The following is a 19,822-nucleotide window of genomic DNA, read 5'->3' as shown; positions in this document are numbered from 1 at the left end:
ATTGGTGATGCTGCGGCCGCCATTGCCGCGGGCGAATAGAATCGATGACTCGCCGGTCGCCGCGCCCTAGGGGCAGCCACGTGAATCGCCTCGACTTCCTCCAGACCGATCTTGCCAGACTGAGCGAACAGGGCCGCCGCCGCGCGCTGATCGAGCGCCGGGGGCATGACTTCGCCTCGAACGACTATCTCGCGCTGGCCGCCTCACCGCGTCTTGCCGACGCCGTGCGCGAGGCAATGGCGCGCGGCGTGCCGATCGGTTCGGGCGGATCGCGGCTGCTGCGCGGCAATCACGCAGAGCATGAAGCGCTCGAAGCCGAGGCCGCCGCCTTTTTCGGAGCCGAAGCCGCACTGACCTTTTCCAGCGGCTTCGCGGCCAATGCCGCCCTGCTCGCTACTTTGCCCCAGCGCGGCGACCTGATCGTCCATGACGAACTGGTCCATGCCAGCGCGCACGAAGGCATTAAGCTGAGCCGCGCGGAGTATCTGTCGGCGACGCATAACGATCCCAACGCGTTCGAAGGCGCCATCCTGCGCTGGCGGCGCGGCGGCGGCACCGGGCGGCCATGGATCGCAGTCGAGACGCTGTACAGCATGGACGGCGACCAGGCGCCGCTGACCGCACTGGCCGAAATCGCCGACCGGCACGACGCGATGCTACTGATCGACGAGGCCCATGCGACCGGCGTGTTCGGGCCGAAGGGGCAGGGATTGGCGCACGCGCTGGAGGGTCGCGACAACGTCATCTCGCTCCACACCTTCGGCAAGGCGATGGGCTGCGAAGGCGCGGCGATCTGCGGACCGGCGCTGGTGCGCGACTTCCTCGTCAATCGCGGCCGCCCGTTCATCTTCTCCACCGCCCCCTCCCCGCTGATGGCCGCCGCCGCACGCGAGAGCCTGCGTATACTCGCCGACGAACCGCAGCGCCGCGATGCGCTTTGGGCACTGATCGCCGAAGCCGAACGCCTGCTCGCGCCATGCGGCGTTGCTCCCACTGGCTCGCAGATTCTACCGCTGATCATCGGCGATGATCGCGAGACGATGCGCGTGGCGGAAGCGGTGCAGGCGGCGGGCTTCGACGTGCGCGGCATCCGCCCGCCGACCGTCCCGGCGGGCACGTCGCGCCTGCGCATCTCGCTGACCCTCAACGCCAGCACCGCCGATGTCGCCGCGCTCGCCGAGGTGCTGAAAGGCGCGCTTGCATGAGCCGCACCATTATCGTCACCGGAACCGATACCGATGTGGGCAAGACCGTGTTCGCGGCCGGTCTCGCAGGCATGCTCGGCGCGCATTATTGGAAGCCGGTGCAGGCGGGGCTGGAAGGCGGCAGCGACAGCCTGTCGGTCGCGGCGCTTTCGGGTCTGCCGCCCGAGCGCATCCTGCCCGAAGCGTACCGGCTGAACACCCCCTGCTCCCCCGATCGCGCGGCCGAGATCGATGGGGTGGAGATCGACCCCGCTCGCCTCGTGCCGCCCGTCGTGGATGGTCCACTGATCGTCGAGGGGGCAGGCGGCGCGATGGTGCCGGTGAACCGCGATCTCGTCTTCGCCGATCTGTTCGCCCGCTGGGGGCATCCGGTCGTGATCGTCGCCGGCACCACGCTCGGCACGATCAACCACAGCCTGCTGACCATCGAGGCGCTTCGCCGCCGCGAGGTGCCGATCCTCGGCGTGTCGTTCATCGGCGAGCCGGTGGAGCATAGCGAAGCGACCATCGCGCGGCTTGGGGACTTGAAGCGTCTCGGCCGCCTGCCGCACCTTTCGCCACTGAACGCGCAAACGCTGGCGGATGCGTTCGCGCAGGCGTTCGACCCGGCGGACTTCGCATGACCTCCCCCGTCTGGCATCCCTTCACCCAGCACGGCCTGAACGAGCCGATCCCGCGCATCGTCCGTACCGAGGGTGCAGCGCTCCACACCGATGACGGCCGCCGCATTATCGATGCGATCTCGTCCTGGTGGGTCACCACGCACGGCCATTCGCACCCGCGCATCATGGCCGCCATCGCCGATCAGGCGAGCCGCATGGACCAGATCATCTTCGCCGGCTGGACCCACGAACCCGCCGAGACGCTCGCCCGCGAGCTGACCCGGATCATGCCGCCCGAGCTGACTCGCGTGTTCTTTTCGGACTCGGGCTCCACCGCAGTCGAAGTCGCGCTCAAGATGGCGCTCGGATACTGGGCCAATCGCGGCGAACCGCGCCACCGCATCCTCGTCCTCGAACACAGCTATCATGGCGACACGATCGGCGCGATGTCGGTCGGCGCACGCGGCGTGTTCAACCGCGCCTATAGCCCGCTGCTGTTCGACGTCGGCACGCTGCCGTTCCCGGTGCAAGGCGCGGAACAAGCCATGCTCGACGCCCTCGAAGCCGCGTGTCGCGAACACCCCGCCGCCTTGATCGTCGAACCGCTTCTGCTCGGCGCGGGCGGCATGCTGATCTACAGCCCCGAAACGCTCGCACAGATGGCCGCCATCTGCGCGCGTCACGGTGTCCTGTTCATCGCCGACGAAGTGATGACCGGGTGGGGCCGCACCGGCACCCTGCTGGCCTGCGAACAGGCGGGCGTGGTCCCCGATATCCTGTGCCTGTCCAAGGGCCTGACCGGCGGTGCCATCCCCCTCGCAGTGACGATGGCGCGCGAACCGATCTTCGAAGCGCATCGCTCAACCGACCGGTCGACAATGTTCTTCCACTCCTCCAGCTACACCGCCAACCCCATCGCCTGCGCCGCCGCCGTCGCGAACCTCGAAATATGGCGCGACGAGCCAGTGTTGGACCGCATCGCCGACCTGACCGAACGGCAAAGCACCCGCCTCCCCGCCCTCACCAATATCCGCAACGCGCGCCAGATCGGCACCGTCACCGCGATGGAGCTGGGCGCCCCCAGCAGCGCCTATCTCTCCGACCTCGGCCCGAAACTGCTCGCCTTCTTCCGTGAGCGGAACCTGTTGCTCCGCCCCTTGGGCAACACCGTCTATGTCATGCCGCCCTATTGCATCGGCGACGACGATCTCGACGCGATCTATTCGGCGATTGCGGACGCCGCAGCCTCTTGTGCCTCCGGGAGTTTCGGCTAGAGCGAAATCTCCCCAGGATGATCGTGAACCCTTGCCCGAGGAGTATCCTGTGGAACGTGCCGGCCTGATCATCGACGACCTGTTGGCCGAATTCATCGAGCGTGAAGCCCTGCCCGGAACCGGTGTGGACCCCGCGTCCTTCTGGACCAGCTTCGTCGCGCTGCTGACCGATCTCGCCCCGCGCAACGCCGATCTGCTGGCCAAGCGCGACATTCTTCAGGCCCGGATCGACGGCTGGTATGCGGATCGCGTTGGCCAGCCGTTCGACGTGGCCGCGCACAAGGCGTTCCTGACCGAGATCGGCTATCTCGTCCCCGAACCCGCGCCGTTCGCGGTCACCACCGCCAATGTCGATCCCGAATTCGCCTCGATCCCGGGACCCCAGCTCGTCGTGCCGGTCACCAATGCCCGCTATGCGCTGAACGCCGCGAACGCGCGCTGGGGCAGCCTGTACGACGCGCTTTACGGCACCGATGCGCTGGGCGATCTGCCCGCGGGTAAGGGATACGATCCCGCCCGCGGTGCCCGCGTCGTCGCCCGCGCCAAGGCGTTCCTCGACGAAGCCGCACCGCTCGCCAGCGGCAGCCATGCCGATGCGACCCGCTATGCCGTGGTCGATGGCGCGCTGGTTCCCGCGCTCGCCGATCCGGCAAAGCTCGCGGGCTATCGCGGCGATGCCGACAATCCCTCGGCGGTGCTGCTGAAGGACAATGGCCTGCACATCGAGATCCTGATCGACCGCGCCCATACGATCGGCGCCACCGATCCGGCGGGGGTCGCCGACGTGACCCTCGAATCCGCCATATCGACCATCATCGATTGCGAGGATTCGGTCGCCGCGGTCGATGCGCAGGACAAGGTGGTCGCCTACACCAACTGGCTCGGCCTGATGAAGGGCACGCTCTCGGCCAGCTTCGCCAAGGGCGGCAAGACCGAGGAACGAACGCTCGAACCGGATCGCGTCTATACCGCGCCCGGCGGCGGTACGCTGACCCTGCCCGGCCGCTCGGCTCTGCTGGTCCGCAATGTCGGCCATCACATGCTGACGACCATCGTCACGCTGGACGGCCAGCCGGTGCCCGAAACGCTGATCGACGCGGTCGTCACCTCGCTCTGCGCGATGCACGACGGCAGCGGACCGTATCGCAACAGCCGGGCCGGATCGGTCTATATCGTGAAGCCCAAGCTCCACGGACCCGAGGAAGTCGGTTTCGCCTGCGAACTGTTCGGCCGGGTCGAAGCGCTGCTCGGCCTGCCGCCGCTGACCCTCAAGATCGGCATCATGGACGAGGAACGCCGCACCAGCGTCAACCTCGCCGCGTGCATCCATGCCGCGCGCGAGCGCACCGTCTTCATCAACACCGGTTTCCTCGACCGCACAGGCGACGAGATCCACACCGCGATGGAAGGCGGCCCGATCGTCCGCAAGGAAGCCGTCCGCAACACCGGCTGGATCAAGGCATACGAGGCACGCAATGTCGGCATCGGCCTCGCCTGCGGGCTGAAGGGCAAGGCGCAGATCGGCAAGGGCATGTGGGCCGCGCCCGACCGGATGGCGGACATGCTCGCGCAGAAGATCGGCCACCCCAAGAGCGGCGCCACCACCGCCTGGGTCCCCTCACCCACCGCCGCGACGCTGCACGCGATGCACTATCACGCCGTCGACGTGCTCGCGCTTCAGGACGAGATGGCCAAGGCCCCGGTCACCGGCGAACTCGATACGCTGCTTACGCCCCCGCTGGCCACCGGCACCAATTTCTCGCCGGAGGAGATTGCGCAGGAGCTGGACAATAACTGCCAGGGCATCCTCGGCTATGTCGTGCGCTGGGTCGATCAGGGCGTCGGCTGTTCCAAGGTGCCCGATATCCATGATGTGGGGCTGATGGAGGATCGCGCCACGCTGCGCATCTCGTCGCAGCATATCGCCAACTGGCTGCGTCACGGCATCACGACCGAGGCGCAGGTGGACGAGACGCTGCAGCGCATGGCCACGGTAGTGGACCGCCAGAACGAAGGCGATCCGCTGTACCGGCCGATGGCCCCGGGCTTTGACGGCTATGCCTACAAGGCCGCCCGCGCGCTGATCTTCGAGGGCCGCGAAGCCGCCAATGGCTATACCGAATTCGCCCTCACCGAATGGCGGCAACGCGCCAAATCGGCCTGAAAAGGCCAGGCACCTCCGGGATCGCATGCTAAGCATCGATCCCGGAGGTGCCGCATGCCGATTCAACTCACCTATCCGGGCGTCTATGTGCAGGAACTGCCCAGCGGCACGCACACAATCAGTGGTGTTTCGACCGCGACAACGGCGTTTGTCGGCTATCTCCGCCGCGGGCCGCTCAACACGCCGGTCCAGTGCCTGAACTTCGGCGATTTCCAGCGGGTGTTCGGCGGCCTCGACGCCACCAGCCCGCTCAGTTTTCAGGTCAGCCAGTTCTTCCTCAACGGCGGCACCGAAGCCTGGGTCAGCCGCCTTTGTGCTGCCTCGCCCGCGCCGGTGCAGCCCGCCACCGCCTTGCCCGGCGCGACTTCGCTCGCGGCAGCGACGGGAGCACCCGTCCTCCCGCTCCAGTCCGCAAACCCGGGCACTTGGGGCGAGGATATCTACGTCACCGTCGACTATCTGTCTGGCAAACCCGACTGCTTCGATCTGAGCGCGACGCTCTATTCGATCACCGCCAATTCCAGTCAGACCGCCAACAGCTATTCGGCGGTCTCCACGCAGCATGTCCCGGGCGTCACCCTCGACCCCGCCCAGCCGAACAGCCTCGCCGAGGTAATGGAATCGGCGAACACGAACACCGCGTTGCTCGCCATACCGCCGCTGGACGCCCCGGCCGGTGCGATCCCGTTCGCCAGCGGCACGCTCCTGTCCTTCACCCCGTCACCCACACCCGCTTCGGGAGTCACGCTCGCCGTCACGGTCACCCCACCCACCGGCAGCGCGTTCAGTGCTACGGTCGCAATCGGCTCCGCGATCGCAACGCAGTCCGATCTCATCGCCGCGCTCCAGCAGGCGCTTGCGAGCGCGGCGGCACAGACCGCCTTGCCCGGCCTTGCCTCGGCTATCGTCCGCGCCTGTACCTCGCCCTTCCCCGGCGCCGCGCCGCTGATCCAGATCGTCGCCCCCGATCCCGCTCTGGCTGACTATCGGATCGGTGTGACGTGCAGCGATCCCGCGCTGTTCGAAACGCTCTCCGTCAATTGCCAGGCGTGGCGCCTCGCCGCACCCGCCGGGGCGACCAACCCCGACGGCCTGCCGCCCGCAGGGTTCGAGGTGGCGGGCAATTCCGGCAAGCGATCCGGCATCTACGCGCTGGATGCGATGCAGATCGTCAACCTGATCGCCATCCCCGATATCGCGCAGATGTCCTCAGCCGATTACCTCACCGCCGCCACCGCAACGCTGAACTACGCGATCCAGCGCAAGGCCTTCGCGATCCTCGATCTCCCGGCCAGCATCCAGACGCCCGCTCAGGCCGTGACATGGGCAACAAACACCCCGGCCAGCTTCGGCAATGGCATCATCAGCGCCGCAGCCTATTTCCCGCAGGTCGCGGTCCCGTCGCCCTTCTCGACCGATCCGATGATGCTCGGCGCCAGCGGCACCATGGCAGGGATCTACGCGCTGACCGACCAGAATCGCGGCGTGTGGAAGGCGCCCGCCGGGATCGGCGCCCCGCTCGCCGGGGTCCAGCAGCTCCAATATGTGATGAACGATACCGAGAACGGACAGATCAACCCGCTGGGCATCAACGCGCTGCGCACCTTCCCGATCTACGACAATATCGTCTGGGGCGCCCGCACGCTGGCTTCACCCAATGTTGCCGACAATGACTGGAAATATGTCCCGGTCCGCCGCCTCGCCCTCTATCTTGAGCAAAGCCTGATCCAGGGCCTGCAATGGGTGGTGTTCGAGCCGAACGACGAGCCGCTCTGGGCGCAGATCCGGTTGGCCGTGAACAGCTTCCTGCATCCACTCTATCTACAGGGCGCGTTCGTCGGATCGACGCCCGCCCAGGCCTATCAAGTGATCTGCGACAGCTCGACCACCACAGCCACGGACATGGACAATGGCATCGTCAACATCCTGATCCTGTTCGCGCCGGTGAAGCCGGCCGAGTTCGTGGTGATCTCGCTCCAGCAAATGGCGGGGCAGACAGCAAGCTAGAGCGGCAGCCCGACGTAATTCTCGGCGATCACCGTCTGCATCGCCTCGGACGACGCGACATAGTCCAGTTCGGCGAACTGCATGCGGTGTTCGAACGCGCCGTCCTCGGGGAAGCGGTGCATCAGCTTGGTCAGGTACCAGCTGAACCGCTCGGCTTTCCAGATCCGCGCCAGCGCCTTCTTCTCATAGGCTGCCAGCCCAGATTCATCGCCGCCGCGATAATGGGCGATCAGTGCGTCGGACAGATACGCCACGTCCGACGCGGCAAGGTTCAGCCCCTTGGCGCCGGTCGGCGGCACGATATGCGCGCTGTCTCCAGCCAGGAACAGACGGCCATGCCGCATCGTCTCGAACACATAGGAGCGCAGCGGCGCGATCGACATTTCCAGCGCCGGACCGCGGGTCACGCCGCGTTCCGAGATGGGATCGAAGCGCAGTGCGAGTTCGTCCCACAACCGGTCTTCCGGCCAGTCCTCGACCTTCTCGGTCAGCGGCACCTGAATGTAATAGCGGCTGCGCGTGGCTGAGCGCATCGACGCCAGCGCAAAGCCGCGCGGGCCATTCGAATAGATGAGTTCCGGATGGCACGGCGGCACATCGGCCAGGATGCCGAGCCAGCCGAACGGATATTCCCGCTCATATTCGCGCACCAGATGCGCCGGGATCGCCTTTCGCGAGGGGCCGTGAAACCCGTCGCATCCAGCGACGAAGTCGCACGCGATCCGATGCTCGATTCCATCTTTCGAATAGCTGACCGAAGGCGAGCCTTCGAGGTCGTGCAGCGCCACGTCCTTCGCCTCGAACACGATCTCCAGACCGCGGTCAGGCGCGGCGGCGATCAGGTCGCGGGTCAGTTCGGTCTGGCCATAGACCGTGACGTGCTTGCCGGTCAGGCGGGTGATGTCGATGCGGATCAGCCGCTCGCCATCGGCAAGGTTGAAGCCTTCCTCGATCAGCCCTTCGGCATTCATCCGCGCATCGACACCGAGCTGCTTCATCAGGTCGGTCGTGACCGTTTCCAGCACGCCCGCGCGGATGCGGCTCTCGACATAGTCGCGGGTCTGGCGTTCGAGGATGATGCAATCGATCCCAGCCGCACGCAGCAGATGGCCGAGCAACAGGCCCGAGGGACCCGATCCGATGATGGCGACTTGTGTCTTCATGAAAGCGCTTGTCATGCGCTTGCATCGCGCGCGCCAATCGGAATGGACGGGGAGCCATCCGATTTCCGGAAGTTTTGGTGGATGGGGAAGATCTGTTAAGTGAATCCTCCCCCGCTAGGGGGAGGTGTCAGCGCAGCTGACGGAGGGGGGGCAAGCGACGAACAAGCCGCGATGCTTCCTCTCCCTCCGTCGCCTTCGGCGCCACCTCCCCCTTGTGGGGGAGGATCAATAGATCAAATCTCCCCCCAAACCTCCGTCGCAACATCGATCACCAGCTTCAGCTTGTCCGCCTGCTGGCCGAACGACACGTCGTTGCCGTGCACCGTCGACGAGAAGCCGCACTGGGGCGACAGCGCGGCCTGTTCCAGCGGCATGAACTTCGCCGCTTCGTCGATCCGGCGCTTCACATCGTCCTTCGATTCCAGCTCGCCCAGCTTGGTCGTGACCAGACCCAGCACCACCGTCTTGCCCTTGGGCACATGGCGCAGCGGGGCGAAGTCGCCCGAGCGGGGATCGTCATATTCGAGGAAATAGCCGTCCACATTCAGCGCGTTGAACAGCACTTCGGCGACCGGCTCGTAACCGCCCTCGGCTGCCCAGCTCGACCGGAAATTGCCGCGGCACAGATGGACGCACACGGTCATGTCCGCAGGCTTGTCGCGGATCGAATCGTTGATGATCCGGGCATAGAGCTTGGGCAGCTCGTCCGGGTCCATGCCGCGACGCTTGGCATTCTCGCGCTGCGTCTCGTCGCACAGATAGGCGAGGTTCGTGTCGTCGAGCTGGAGATAGCGGCACCCGGCATCGGCCAGGCTGGCGATCTCGGCGCGATAGGCCGCGGCCAGATCGTCGTAGAACTGGTCGAGATCGGGATAGGCCGCCGTGTCGATCGCATCGCGGCCGCCGCGGAAGTGCAGCATCGTCGGCGAGGGGATCGTCACCTTCGGCGTCGCACTGGTGCACGAGGCAAGGAAATCGAAATCGGCGCGCTGGATATCCTTTGCACGCGCGATCTTGCCCGTGATCTTCATCACCGGCGGAGCATATTCCAGCTCCTTGCCGCCATGCTGATGGAACTTCACCTGCGTGCCGCCGGCTTCCTCGACCCCGTCGAGCTGCAGCAGGAAATCGGTGTGGAAATAGGTGCGGCGGAACTCGCCGTCGGTGATGCCCTTCAGCCCCAGATCCTCCTGGAACTTCACCACGTCGCGGATCGCCTCATCCTCCACCGCACGCAGCGCGGCGGCGTCGATCGCCCCTTCCTTGAACTGCGCACGCGCATCGAGCAGCGCCTTGGGGCGCAGGAAGCTGCCGACATGATCGGCACGGAATGGCGGCTTGGCGGTCATTGAACCTCTCCCACTTGACGAGTGATTATTTGTACGTGTTACATACAAATATATTAGCCCGGTCAAGAGGCAGAGGAGTTCGAGTCATGACCTTCATTCGCAATCGCTGGTATGTCGCCGCGTGGGACAGCGAAGTGGATCGCGCGCCGCTTGCCCGCACCATCTGTGGCGAGCCGATCGTGCTGTGGCGCAAGCTGGATCGCAGCGTGGTTGCGCTGCGCGATGCCTGCCCGCACCGGCTGCTCCCGCTGTCGATGGGGATCAAGGAAGGCGATTCGATCCGCTGCCGCTATCACGGGCTGAAGATCGGGCCGGACGGCGTGGCCGAGCAGATGCCGATCAAGTCGGAACGGGTGAACAAGGGCGTCTGCGCCACCGCTTACCCAATCGTCGAGCGCCATCGCTATATCTGGATCTGGATCGGCGAGGCGGCGAAGGCCGATCCCGAGTTGATCCCCGATTTCTGGCCGTGCAGCACGCCGGGCTGGACCTTCGACGGCGGCTACAGCCACATCGCCTGCGACTATCGCCTGGTCATCGACAACCTCATGGACCTGACCCACGAGACCTATGTCCATTCCGGCTCGATCGGCCAGCACGAGATCAACGAATCGCCGCTGGAAACCGAGACGCGCGGCGACGAAGTGATCGTCCGCCGCTGGATGCCGGGGATCGAGCCGCCGCCCTTCTGGCGCGACGCGCTGCGGGCGGAGGGGCCGGTCGACCGCTGGCAGATCTGCCATTTCCTGCCGCCCTCTTCGGTGCTGATCGATGTCGGCGTGGCTCCGGTCGGTGCCGGTGCCACACCGGAGAAGCATGATCAGGGCGTGCGCGGCATGGTGATCGACGCGATGACGCCGGAGAGCGAGACCAGCACCCATTATTTCTGGGGCATGGCGCGCAATTTCGACATTAACGACACCGGCTTCACCGCGCGCTTCAAGGCGCAGCAGGGCCAGGTGTTCGACGAGGATGTCGAGGTGCTCGAAGCGCAGCAGCGTTCGATAGACGCCAATCCGGACCTGAAACTTCGCGCCTATTCCATCGACCAGGGCGGCGTTCGTGCTAGGCGGATCATCGACCGCCTCATCAAGGAACCTGCGCTTGCCGAATAGCTTGGACGATGTTCTTGGGCTCCACCTGCGCCTCGCCCATGGCGCGGTGCTGCGCCATTTCACCGAGCATTTCGCCGATCTGGAACTGACCCAGAAGCAGGTTTCAGTGCTGTGGCTGGCGCACGATCATCCCGGCATCGCCCAGACCGATCTGGCGGCGAAGCTGCAGATGGACCGCGCGACGACCATGGCCATCGTCCATGCGCTCGAGCGCCGCGAGCTGCTGGTGCGCGGCCATGCCGAGGGCGACCGCCGCCGCGTCGCCTTCACCCTGACCCCCGAAGGCGAGACCGCGCTGTCCGAAGCCCGCAAGGCCATCGCCACGCACGAGGCATGGCTGAAGGCCCGGTTCACCGCCGCGGAAGTCGCCCAGCTCACCGCCCTGCTCCGCCGCATCCACGACTGAGCCGCGGCGCGTCAGCCCGCCTGCGCCGCCTTTGCCGCGAGGAAGGCCGGGCGCGTGCTCAGCCGTTCCCAATAGGCCGCGACTTCCGGGCTGAACTTGTGCTCCAGCCCAAGCGTCCGCGCGAACAGCAGCGCATAGCCCACGCACAGATCGGCCATGGTGAAGCGCCCCGCGCACAGCCATTCGCGATCGCCCAGCGCCCGCGTCACATGGCGCAGGCGCGAGAGGAACCACTGGGTGTAATCGTCCACCGCCTGTTGCAGCCGCCGCTCCTCCGGCTCCAGCTGGGTGTAACGCAGCACGATCGTCTGCGGGAACGTCAGCGTCGCTTCGCTGCGATGGAGCCAGTCGAGCCACAGCGCATAGTCCGGCTCGTCCACGTCCACCGCCAGCGGCGTCGGGCCGTATCGCGTCGCCAGATATTGCGGGATCGCCGCGGACTCGGTCATCCGCACCGGCCCGTCGATCAACAGCGGGATCGTGCCCAGCGGGTTCTGCTCCAGATAGTCCGGCTGCAGGATGCGCGGCGGAAACGGCAGCATATGCAGCCGGTAGGGCAGCCCCATTTCCTCGAGTGCCCAAAGGGCGCGGAACGAGCGCGCATCGTCGCAGTGATAGAGTTCGATCATCGTCCCTGCCCTTAGCGGCCGGCGCAGGCGCTCGCCAGTGGTGCTACGGGATACAGCTTTGGCTTATACCCCCCATAGCGACTGACTGTTATCCTCAAGGAAATGGCGGGTTTAGCCTCTCCACAAACGAGGAGAGGCATGATGGCGACTTTACCCGATTGGGACCCCACGATCGAACAGGACGTGCCCGCACGCTACGCCCAGATGGCCGACCAGCGCGCGCGATGTCCGATGGCCCGCGCCGGGCGGCATGGCGGCCAGTGGGACGTGCTGCGCTATGCCGATGTGATCGAGGCTGCGGGCGATCCCGACCGGTTCAGCAACGGCCTGCAAAGCCGCTACGCCAAGCCGATGCCGCCGCTGGAATACGACCCGCCCGAGCATCGCGACTATCGCCGCATGCTGGCTGTGTTCTTCACGCCCAAGCGCATGGCCGAGCTGGAACCCATCGTCCGCCGCAACGCCCGCGAACTGCTCGCGCCGATGGTCGCGGCGGGCCGCGGAGATCTGGCGCAGGGCTATAGCTACCCCCTGCCCGCGCTCGGCCTTTGCGCCCTGCTCAATATCGACGGCAACAGCTGGGGCCAGATCAAGGAATGGTCCGAGCATACCCTGCTCAAGGACTCCGAGGATCCGGCCGAGGAAGCCATCGCCGACGCCGGCCATGCCCGGATCATCGAATATGCCCACACCATGATCGCGGACCGCCGCGCCAATCCGCTGCACCCGGAAGAGGATATCGCCTCGGCCCTGCTCGCCGCGCGGGTCGGCGGCGAAGCAATGGACGACGACACCATCGCCCGGACCCTGCGAATCCTGATCTCCGCCGGGCATAATTCGACCACCAGCGCGATCGGCAACATGGTCCTCTATCTCGCCGAAAACCCCGATGCCCAGGCCTGGCTGCGCGCCGACCTGTCGCGCATTTCGGCAGCATCCGAGGAAATCCTGCGCGCCGATACGCCGGTGCAGGAAATGCCCCGCGTCGCCACGCGCGACACCACCCTTGGTGGCTGCCCGGTCAAGGCCGGAGACCGGCTCGGCATGTTCTGGGCCGCGGCGAACCGTGATCCCGAGGCATTCCCCGAGCCGGACAAGATCATCCTCGATCGCAAGCCCAATCGCCATGTCGCCTTCGGCCATGGCATCCACACCTGCCTCGGCGCGCCGATGGCCCGGATGGAGATGCGCGTGGCGATGGAGGAGCTGTTCGCGCTGACCAGCCACTTCGCGCTCGAAGCCCCGGCCAAGCGTGCCCGCTTCCACCGCATGGGCGTGGTCAACCTGCCCCTCGTGCTGGAGGCCGCGAAATGATCAGCGAGGACCAGATCCAGCAGTTCGAACGCGACGGCGCGATCATTCTGCGCGACGTGATCGGCGCGCACTGGATCGACCGGATGCGCACCGCCATCGACAAGGTGATGGCCGATCCCGGCGGGCTTTCGTCGAATATGACCGGCGAAGGCGGTGGCCGCTTCTATGGCGACTTCTTCCTGTGGCGGCACAATCCCGAGTTCCGCAAATTCATCTTCGAATCTCCGCTGGCGGGCCTCGCGGGCGAGATGATGCGCTCGAAGAAGGTCAATTTCTTCTACGAGCAGCTGCTGGTGAAGGAACCGGGCACCGCGGCGGTGACGCCGTGGCATCAGGACCTGCCATACTGGTGCGTCGGCGGGTGGCAGGTCGTCTCGGTATGGGTCCCGTTCGACCGCGCCACGCCGGACAATGGCGTCGTCACCTACGTCAAAGGATCGCACAAATGGGGCAAGCTCTACCGCCCCAAGTCGTTCGGCCCCCAGCCGCGCAACAATGGCGAGGATGACGAGGCAGGCCTCGAGGAAGCCCCGGATATCGACGCCCGCCCGCAGGATTTCGAGTTCGTCACCGGCATCCTCGAACCTGGCGACGTCTTCGTCCACCATGCCCGCACGCTGCACGGCGCCCCGGGCAATGCCACCGCCGACCAGCGCCGCCGCGCACTCGCGACCCGATGGACCGGCTCCGACGCCTATTTCGAGGACCGTCCGGGCAATTTCCTTCGCGGCAACAAGTTCGGCTGGCTGCGCGAATTCGCCCCCGCAGCCCCCGGCGAGCCGATGGACTCGGACCTGTTCCCGGTGGTGATCCAGTAACTGCAACTAAGCCCCTCCCCTTCAGGGGAGGGGCTTGAGAAGAATTTACCCGGTGACCCTCACCCACTCACCCTCGGTGGCAAGCGTCACCGGCAACCCGGCCTCCTCCGAACACCAGCGCACATAATCCGCCACCTTGGCGAAGCGCTCGTCCCCGGACTCCAGCGGCGCAGGCTGGGCGTTGGAATTGATCCACGCAGGCTTGAACGCCAACGTCCCGATCCCCTGCTTCGTCAGCTCCGCACGGACGAACATCGTCATCCGCGAATCCGGCGGGAAATTGTAGAGCGAGTCGAAGTCCGGCTCCCAGCCGGGCGACAGCGCCTGAACTTCCTTGAACCCCTTCCCCTGCGCATGTTCGGGCGTCATCGGCAGGTCGATCGCGAAATTGCCGAGCGAGTGGAAGATCGCCTTGCCGCGATACATCTCGATGCCCTTCAGGATATGCGCATGGTGGCCCAGGATCAGGTCCGCCCCGGCGTCGATCAGCGCATGACCGACCTCGCGCTGATAGTCGGCGATGGTCGCCGGCACGAAATGGATGCCCCAGTGCAGCGAGACGATCACCACGTCCGCCCGCTCGCGCGCCGCCTTCACGTCCGCCACCAGCGCCGCCAGATCCTCGCGATGCGCAAAGCTGTGGATGCGCGCCGGCGTCCCCGGCTGGTCATGCTCGATCTGCTCGTACAGCGTGTGCGCGCGCATCGGCACGCATCCGGCCCGCTTGGCATCAGCCCAGAAGCCCATCGGCAGGATCGACGACGCGGCAAGGAACGCTACCCGCACGCCATCCACTTCGCGGATCACCGGCACGCGGGCCTCGGCAATGTCCGCGCCCACGCCGACCACGTCCATCCCCGCGCCCTTCAGCGCGCCGATCGTGTCGAAGAACGCGTCCGCGCCCCAGTCCATGCAGTGATTGCCCGCGAACGAGACGACATCGAACCCCGCCCCGGCAATATCCACCGCCGATTCAGGCGGTGAGCGGTGCGTGTGCCGCACCTGCGGCAGCCGCGCGCCGCGGTTGGTGAGGTTGCACTCGAGCTGGGTGAAGGTGATGTCGCCGGTCTTCAGCAACTCGCGCGACAGGTCGAAGCACTGGCTCGACTCCGGGCGATTGGGGCCGATATCGCCCACTGCGATCAGGACGGCCATCAGCCGATCACCAGCGGAAAGCGTTCGCCCGACAGCAGCTCGCCTGCCGCCAGCGGCGCGCTGGCCAGCACCGGATCGGTGCCCGGCCGCGGATCGAACCGCACGTCCGCGTCGGCCCAGCGCGTCGACAGCGCGCGCCGCCGCACGCTCAGGCTCGAATTGCCACTCGCCCCGTGGATCGCGAAACTATTGTGCACCAGGCAATCTCCCGCCTTCATCTCCCAGTCGAGAAACTCGTACGCGCCGGGATCGGCGTCGATATCGGGCATCACATGTTCGTCGACCGATGCTTCGGAAACCTTGCCGTCGCTGAACCCGATCGGCTTGTAGCTCTTGCCGCCCAGATGCGATCCGCGGACATAGGCAAGCCCGCTGGTCTCGCGCGTCACATCGTCCAGCGCGAGCCAGATCGACACCACCTGCCCGCCCTTGGCCGGCCAATAGGGCATATCCTGATGCCACGGCGTCGGCGCCTGCGCGCCGGGTTCCTTGACGAACAAATGGTCGAAATAGAGCCGCGCGCTGTCGCTGCGCATCATCGTGCGGGCGAGTTCAGCCGCAGGGGATTCGAACACGAACGCGCGGAAGTCCGGATCGGTCATCCACATATCGCGATTGCGGGTAAAGCCTTCGGTCGAACGCGCGGTCTCGTTCGAGATCGCCCGCTCGGTCGCCTCGCGCAGCCGCTCGACCCAATCGGTGAACAGGCCCGGCAACATGATCGCGCCATCGGCTTCGTAGCGGGCGATCTGGTCTTCGCTGATCATCGAAACCGCCTCCTCACAGGAATTTCAGGGGGACGGAGATCGCGCCAATCTCCGGGAAGGGCGCCACGACCGGCTCGCCCGCCAGATCGAAGCCGCTGGTACGCGCCAGCAGTTCCTCCAGCGCAACGCGAAGCTGCATCCGGCCCAGATGGACGCCCGGGCAATTATGCGGCCCCCGTCCGAAGGCGAGATGTTCGGCGATGTTCGGCCGGTCCATGATGAACTCGCCGCCATCCGGGAACACGGTCTCGTCGCGATTGGCGGAAGCATAGACGAGCGCGATCGGCTCGCCCTCAGGAATCGTCCGGCCGTGCAGCGTGACCGGGCAGGTCGCAGTGCGGGCAAAGCCGCGATAGGGCGAGTAGAGCCGCAGGAACTCCTCCAGCGCCGCCGGCACCAGCGAACGGTCTGCCCGCAGCCGCGACTGCAGCTCGGGATCGCGCGACAGATGCACCGCGATGCTGCCCATCAGCACCGTCGGCGCGACGATGCCGACCACCAGCACCTGCCGCACCGTGCCGAGGATCATCTCGTCGGGCAGCGGATCGCCATGGGCATCGCGTGCGGCCAGCAGCGCGCTGGTCGGGTCGATTGCCGGGTCCATCGGATTGGCCTTGCGCCGCTCGATCAGGTCGCGTGCCATCTCGTAAAGGCGGAGGCTGGTGACCTTCATCGAATCCGGCTGGGCGGAACGCACCGCCATGATGAACGCCTGCCCCGCCTCATGCAGCGTGCCGAGCAGATCCTCGGGCATCTTCATCCACGCGCCGAACACCTGCACCGGCAAATGGCTCGCGAACTCCTCGCAGATGTCGCCGCCGCCCTTCGTCACCATCGGATCGAGCAGATCGGTGACGAAGCCGCGCGTGGTCTCGACCAGCGCCTCGGACCGCTCCATCGACAGCAGCGGATTGAGCGCGCGGCGGTACGGCGTGTGCTCGGGCGGATCGAGATGCAGCGGCGGCCGCCGCCCGGTGAACGCCACCCGCGGCACGACGTTCTGCACCGAGGTGATGTACGTCTTCGCGTCCGACGCAGCGCGCTTCACATCGTCATAGTTCATCAGCGCCCAGAAGCCGCCCCAGGCATCGGTATGCGCCACCGGGCATTCGCGGCGCAGCCGGGCATAATCCTCGTGCGCGCTGCCGAAATGCTCCGGGATCAGCGGATCGAAATCCTGTTGGGATTCACGGTTCGACATATACTTCCCCCGATTTACTCGAATTCAAATTGCCAGCGCGGGCTATCGATGCAAGCGCTATCATTCACTCACCGCTTCCTTGGCCATTTCACGCCGCGCGGCGTGGCGCGGAGCGAGCGACAGGATGACCAGCGCGACGATCAGCACGCCCGCGCCCATGAACTCCGCGCTCGACGGCATCTTCCCGCCGAACCAGCTCGCCAGGATGATCGATCCCGCAATCCCGGCCAGGATGCTCGCGGTCCGCTCCAGCGGCACGCAGAAGCTGTTCTCGCGCCCGTCGAGCAAGATGATCGCCGAGAAGACGCCGGTCAGGCACACCATCGCGCCGCAGATCGCGATGTAGAACAGCTGCGGCGTGCCCCAGATCTGCGTGAAGCCCCACGCCATTTCGCGCGCCTGCTCGGTCCCGCCGATCAGCGCGATACTGCCCATCGCGATCAGCGCGATCGGGAAGGCGACGATCTTCTCCTCGCTGAAGAAACGTCGCAGCGTCGCCGGATCGTCATTCTTCGACACCTTCGACATGATGTAGAGGCGCCCGAAATAACCGAATGTATACAATATGATGGTCGCAATCGCGATCGGCGGCAGGCCCAGCCCGCCGCGCGCCTGGAAGTTCACCAGCATCGCGATCCCGACCAGCACCAGCGCGGTCCACGACCACCAGCGCACCCGCCGCCCGAACAGCGAATCGACGATCGGCGCGATGATCAGCAGGTCGCCGCGCATCAGCAATTGCATGAACGGCACGCTGACATTCTCGAACGTGTAGGACAGCGGCACCGTCACCAGGATCAGCGCGGTGAACACGCCCGACCAGAAGGTCCATTTGGTCGCGAACGGCAGCGAAAGGCCGGCCACCCGCACCCGGTGTACGCCCTTCGCCCAGCCCGACCACAGCATGAAGGCATAGGTTGCCAGCGCGCCGGTGATCATCATCGCCGGCAAAATCTCGAGCCCCGTCAGCGGACGGCCCAGCGCAGGATCGGCGATGGTCGCCAGCATCCGCGTGATCACGACATAGGGCAGATAGGACATCGCATAGAGCAAGGTCGCGAATTCGATGGAAATCAGCCGTTTCGGCACCGCAGCTCTCCCGTTCGCGCCTTTTAGCAAGCGCTTTCATTCTTCCCTTCCTAACGCTATACGCTATATCACACAACAAATATCGGAGAGGGGTCGGCAATGGCATCCACGGATAACGCCGGGAACATCGAACGCGTCGTAGGGCGGCGCATCATGTGGCGGCTCGTCCTGCCCTCGGCGCTGTTCATCCTGATGGGCGCGATCGACCGCGCCAATGTCAGCTTCGCCGCGCTTCAGATGAACAAGTCGCTCGGCTTCACCGCGGAGCAGTACGGCTTCGGCGCCAGCATCCTCTTCCTCGGCTTCATGTTCCTGAAATTCCCGAGCATCTGGCTCTACGAAGCCATCGGGATGCGCAAATGGCTGACGCTGATCACCCTGTGCTGGGGTGCGGTGGCCACCGCCCTCGCCTTCATCCACACGCATGAAGCCTATTACGCGCTGCGCTTCCTCGCCGGTGCGGCCGAGGGCGGCCTGTCCTCGGGACTGATGATCTATCTCAGCATGTGGGCGACCGAGCGCTACCGCGCCTCGATCCTCGCCATCCCTATCGTCGCCATCTCGGTCTCGCAGGTGATCGGCGCGCCGCTCTCCGGCCTGTTGCTCCAGAGCGAGAATCCGTTCGGCTGGGAGGGCTGGCGCTGGATGTTCTTCGTGGAAGGGCTGCCCTCGATCGCGCTGGCCGCGGTCGCCTGGTTCGGCTTCCCGGACAGCCCGAAGGAAGCGCGCTGGCTGAACGATGGCGAACGTAGCTGGCTCGCCGCCAACACCCATGCCGCCGCCCGCCCCGCCAAGGGCCAGCCCGGCCGCTGGTCCGTCCTGCGCGATCCGACGATGTGGCTCTGCTCGGCGCTCTGGTTCCTGCTGCTCGCGGGCAATTATGGCGTGATCTTCTGGCTGCCGCTGATCGTCCATGGCCTGTCGGGCTTCACCAGCTTCGAGGTGGGCGTGATCGTCGCCCTGCCCTGGCTGGGCAGCGGGATCGGCCTGCTGATCAACGCCTGGCATTCGGACAAGACGCAGGAGCGCGCGCTCCACGTCGCCATCCCCGCCAGCCTCGCCGCCTTCGCCCTGTTCGGCGCCTATGCCGCAGGTCCGGGGCCGCTCGGCCTGCTCCTGCTGGTGATCGGCGGCGCGTGCATGGGCAGCACCGTCTCGCCCTTCTGGGCGATCCCCAGCAAGCTGTTGCCGTCCACCGGCATGGCGACCGGCATCGTCGTCATCAACATGACCGGCAGCTGCGCGGGCCTGATCATCCCGTGGCTGATGGGCCGGCTGCGCGATTCGACCGGATCGTTCGCAGCCCCCACCGCGCTGGTGGCCGGAACGCCGCTGATGGCCGGCGTGCTGGCACTGGCGATCCGTTCGCGGGCCAGCCAGCCCGCGTGAGCGCCGCGACGCTCAGCCGCCCGCTGATCCTGCTCCTCGCCGCGGTGGGCGCGCTGGGGTCGCTCGCGATCCATCTGTTCGTGCCCGCAATGCCCGCCGTGGCGCGCGATCTGGCGACGTCGCCCGCCACGGTGCAGCGTGCGGTGAGCCTGTACCTGCTGGGCCTGGGCGGCGG

17 protein-coding genes are annotated in these 19,822 nt (G+C 66.2%); 10 read left to right on the top strand and 7 right to left on the bottom strand.

The window, feature by feature from the left end:
- Window positions 1-80 precede the first annotated feature (80 nt).
- Genes P1X14_RS12855 through P1X14_RS12835 form a run of 5 tightly spaced genes read left to right on the top strand, consistent with a single transcriptional unit; the run spans window position 81 to window position 7,252 of the window.
- Complete coding sequence (locus P1X14_RS12855) at window positions 81-1,205, top strand: 8-amino-7-oxononanoate synthase (RefSeq protein WP_277315777.1); 1,125 nt, start codon at window positions 81-83, stop codon at window positions 1,203-1,205.
- Window positions 1,202-1,828 carry a dethiobiotin synthase gene (gene bioD, locus P1X14_RS12850; RefSeq protein WP_277315776.1) on the top strand — a complete coding sequence of 209 codons (627 nt, stop codon included), beginning with the start codon at window positions 1,202-1,204 and terminating at the stop codon, window positions 1,826-1,828. Before P1X14_RS12855 ends, bioD begins: the two co-directional genes overlap by 4 nt.
- Complete coding sequence (locus P1X14_RS12845) at window positions 1,825-3,081, top strand: adenosylmethionine--8-amino-7-oxononanoate transaminase (RefSeq protein ID WP_277315775.1); 1,257 nt, start codon at window positions 1,825-1,827, stop codon at window positions 3,079-3,081. Before bioD ends, P1X14_RS12845 begins: the two co-directional genes overlap by 4 nt.
- Before the next feature lie 49 nt (window positions 3,082-3,130).
- Entirely contained in the window at window positions 3,131-5,245 is a 2,115-nt protein-coding gene (locus P1X14_RS12840) for a malate synthase G (protein ID WP_277315774.1), read from the top strand.
- A 54-nt stretch (window positions 5,246-5,299) separates the two neighbouring features.
- Complete coding sequence (locus P1X14_RS12835) at window positions 5,300-7,252, top strand: phage tail sheath C-terminal domain-containing protein (protein ID WP_277315773.1); 1,953 nt, start codon at window positions 5,300-5,302, stop codon at window positions 7,250-7,252.
- Here P1X14_RS12835 and pobA read toward each other — a convergent pair.
- Window positions 7,249-8,415, bottom strand: coding sequence for a 4-hydroxybenzoate 3-monooxygenase (gene pobA, locus P1X14_RS12830; protein WP_277315772.1), 1,167 nt, complete (start codon window positions 8,413-8,415; stop codon window positions 7,249-7,251). The genes P1X14_RS12835 and pobA overlap by 4 nt on opposite strands.
- Window positions 8,416-8,648: 233 nt before the next feature.
- Window positions 8,649-9,764: a 5-methyltetrahydropteroyltriglutamate--homocysteine S-methyltransferase gene (locus P1X14_RS12825; RefSeq protein WP_277315771.1), complete on the bottom strand. Its 1,116-nt coding sequence runs from the start codon at window positions 9,762-9,764 to the stop codon at window positions 8,649-8,651.
- 86 nt (window positions 9,765-9,850) lie between these two features.
- On the opposite strand from P1X14_RS12825, the gene P1X14_RS12820 reads away from it, so the two are divergent.
- Together P1X14_RS12820 and P1X14_RS12815 are read left to right on the top strand one after the other, a co-directional pair.
- On the top strand, window positions 9,851-10,879 hold the full coding sequence (locus P1X14_RS12820) for an aromatic ring-hydroxylating dioxygenase subunit alpha (RefSeq protein WP_277315770.1): 1,029 nt from the start codon (window positions 9,851-9,853) through the stop codon (window positions 10,877-10,879).
- 1 nt (window position 10,880) lies between these two features.
- Entirely contained in the window at window positions 10,881-11,285 is a 405-nt protein-coding gene (locus tag P1X14_RS12815) for a MarR family transcriptional regulator (RefSeq protein WP_277315769.1), read from the top strand.
- Between the two features lie 11 nt (window positions 11,286-11,296).
- Here the strand turns inward: P1X14_RS12815 and P1X14_RS12810 are convergent, their stop codons facing one another.
- Entirely contained in the window at window positions 11,297-11,914 is a 618-nt protein-coding gene (locus tag P1X14_RS12810) for a glutathione S-transferase family protein (RefSeq protein WP_277315768.1), read from the bottom strand.
- Between the two features lie 141 nt (window positions 11,915-12,055).
- On the opposite strand from P1X14_RS12810, the gene P1X14_RS12805 reads away from it, so the two are divergent.
- Together P1X14_RS12805 and P1X14_RS12800 are read left to right on the top strand one after the other, a co-directional pair.
- Window positions 12,056-13,228, top strand: a complete 1,173-nt coding sequence (locus P1X14_RS12805; protein ID WP_277315767.1) for a cytochrome P450 — start codon at window positions 12,056-12,058, stop codon at window positions 13,226-13,228.
- The gene (locus P1X14_RS12800) at window positions 13,225-14,046 is read left to right on the top strand and encodes a phytanoyl-CoA dioxygenase family protein (protein WP_277315766.1); all 822 of its coding nucleotides are present in this window, start codon (window positions 13,225-13,227) and stop codon (window positions 14,044-14,046) included. The genes P1X14_RS12805 and P1X14_RS12800 overlap by 4 nt, the downstream gene beginning before the upstream one ends.
- A gap of 45 nt (window positions 14,047-14,091) precedes the next feature.
- Here P1X14_RS12800 and P1X14_RS12795 read toward each other — a convergent pair whose 3' ends face one another.
- From P1X14_RS12795 to P1X14_RS12780, 4 genes are read right to left on the bottom strand one after another with little or no spacing between them, the layout of a single operon-like run.
- A complete protein-coding gene (locus P1X14_RS12795; protein ID WP_277315765.1) occupies window positions 14,092-15,201 on the bottom strand; it encodes a CapA family protein in 1,110 nt (369 codons plus the stop codon).
- Complete coding sequence (locus P1X14_RS12790; RefSeq protein WP_277315764.1) at window positions 15,201-15,968, bottom strand: phytanoyl-CoA dioxygenase family protein; 768 nt, start codon at window positions 15,966-15,968, stop codon at window positions 15,201-15,203. Before P1X14_RS12790 ends, P1X14_RS12795 begins: the two co-directional genes overlap by 1 nt.
- A 13-nt stretch (window positions 15,969-15,981) precedes the next feature.
- Window positions 15,982-17,169: a cytochrome P450 gene (locus P1X14_RS12785; protein WP_277315763.1), complete on the bottom strand. Its 1,188-nt coding sequence runs from the start codon at window positions 17,167-17,169 to the stop codon at window positions 15,982-15,984.
- Window positions 17,170-17,229: 60 nt separating this feature from the next.
- Window positions 17,230-18,258, bottom strand: coding sequence for a hypothetical protein (locus tag P1X14_RS12780; RefSeq protein WP_277315762.1), 1,029 nt, complete (start codon window positions 18,256-18,258; stop codon window positions 17,230-17,232).
- Between the two features lie 99 nt (window positions 18,259-18,357).
- On the opposite strand from P1X14_RS12780, the gene P1X14_RS12775 reads away from it, so the two are divergent.
- Window positions 18,358-19,647, top strand: a complete 1,290-nt coding sequence (locus tag P1X14_RS12775) for an MFS transporter (protein WP_277315761.1) — start codon at window positions 18,358-18,360, stop codon at window positions 19,645-19,647.
- Window positions 19,648-19,822 lie beyond the last annotated feature (175 nt).

Source organism: Sphingomonas sp. AOB5, from assembly GCF_029433115.1.
Lineage (GTDB): Bacteria > Pseudomonadota > Alphaproteobacteria > Sphingomonadales > Sphingomonadaceae > Sphingomonas.
This window is presented reverse-complemented; position numbering and strand designations above follow the sequence as displayed.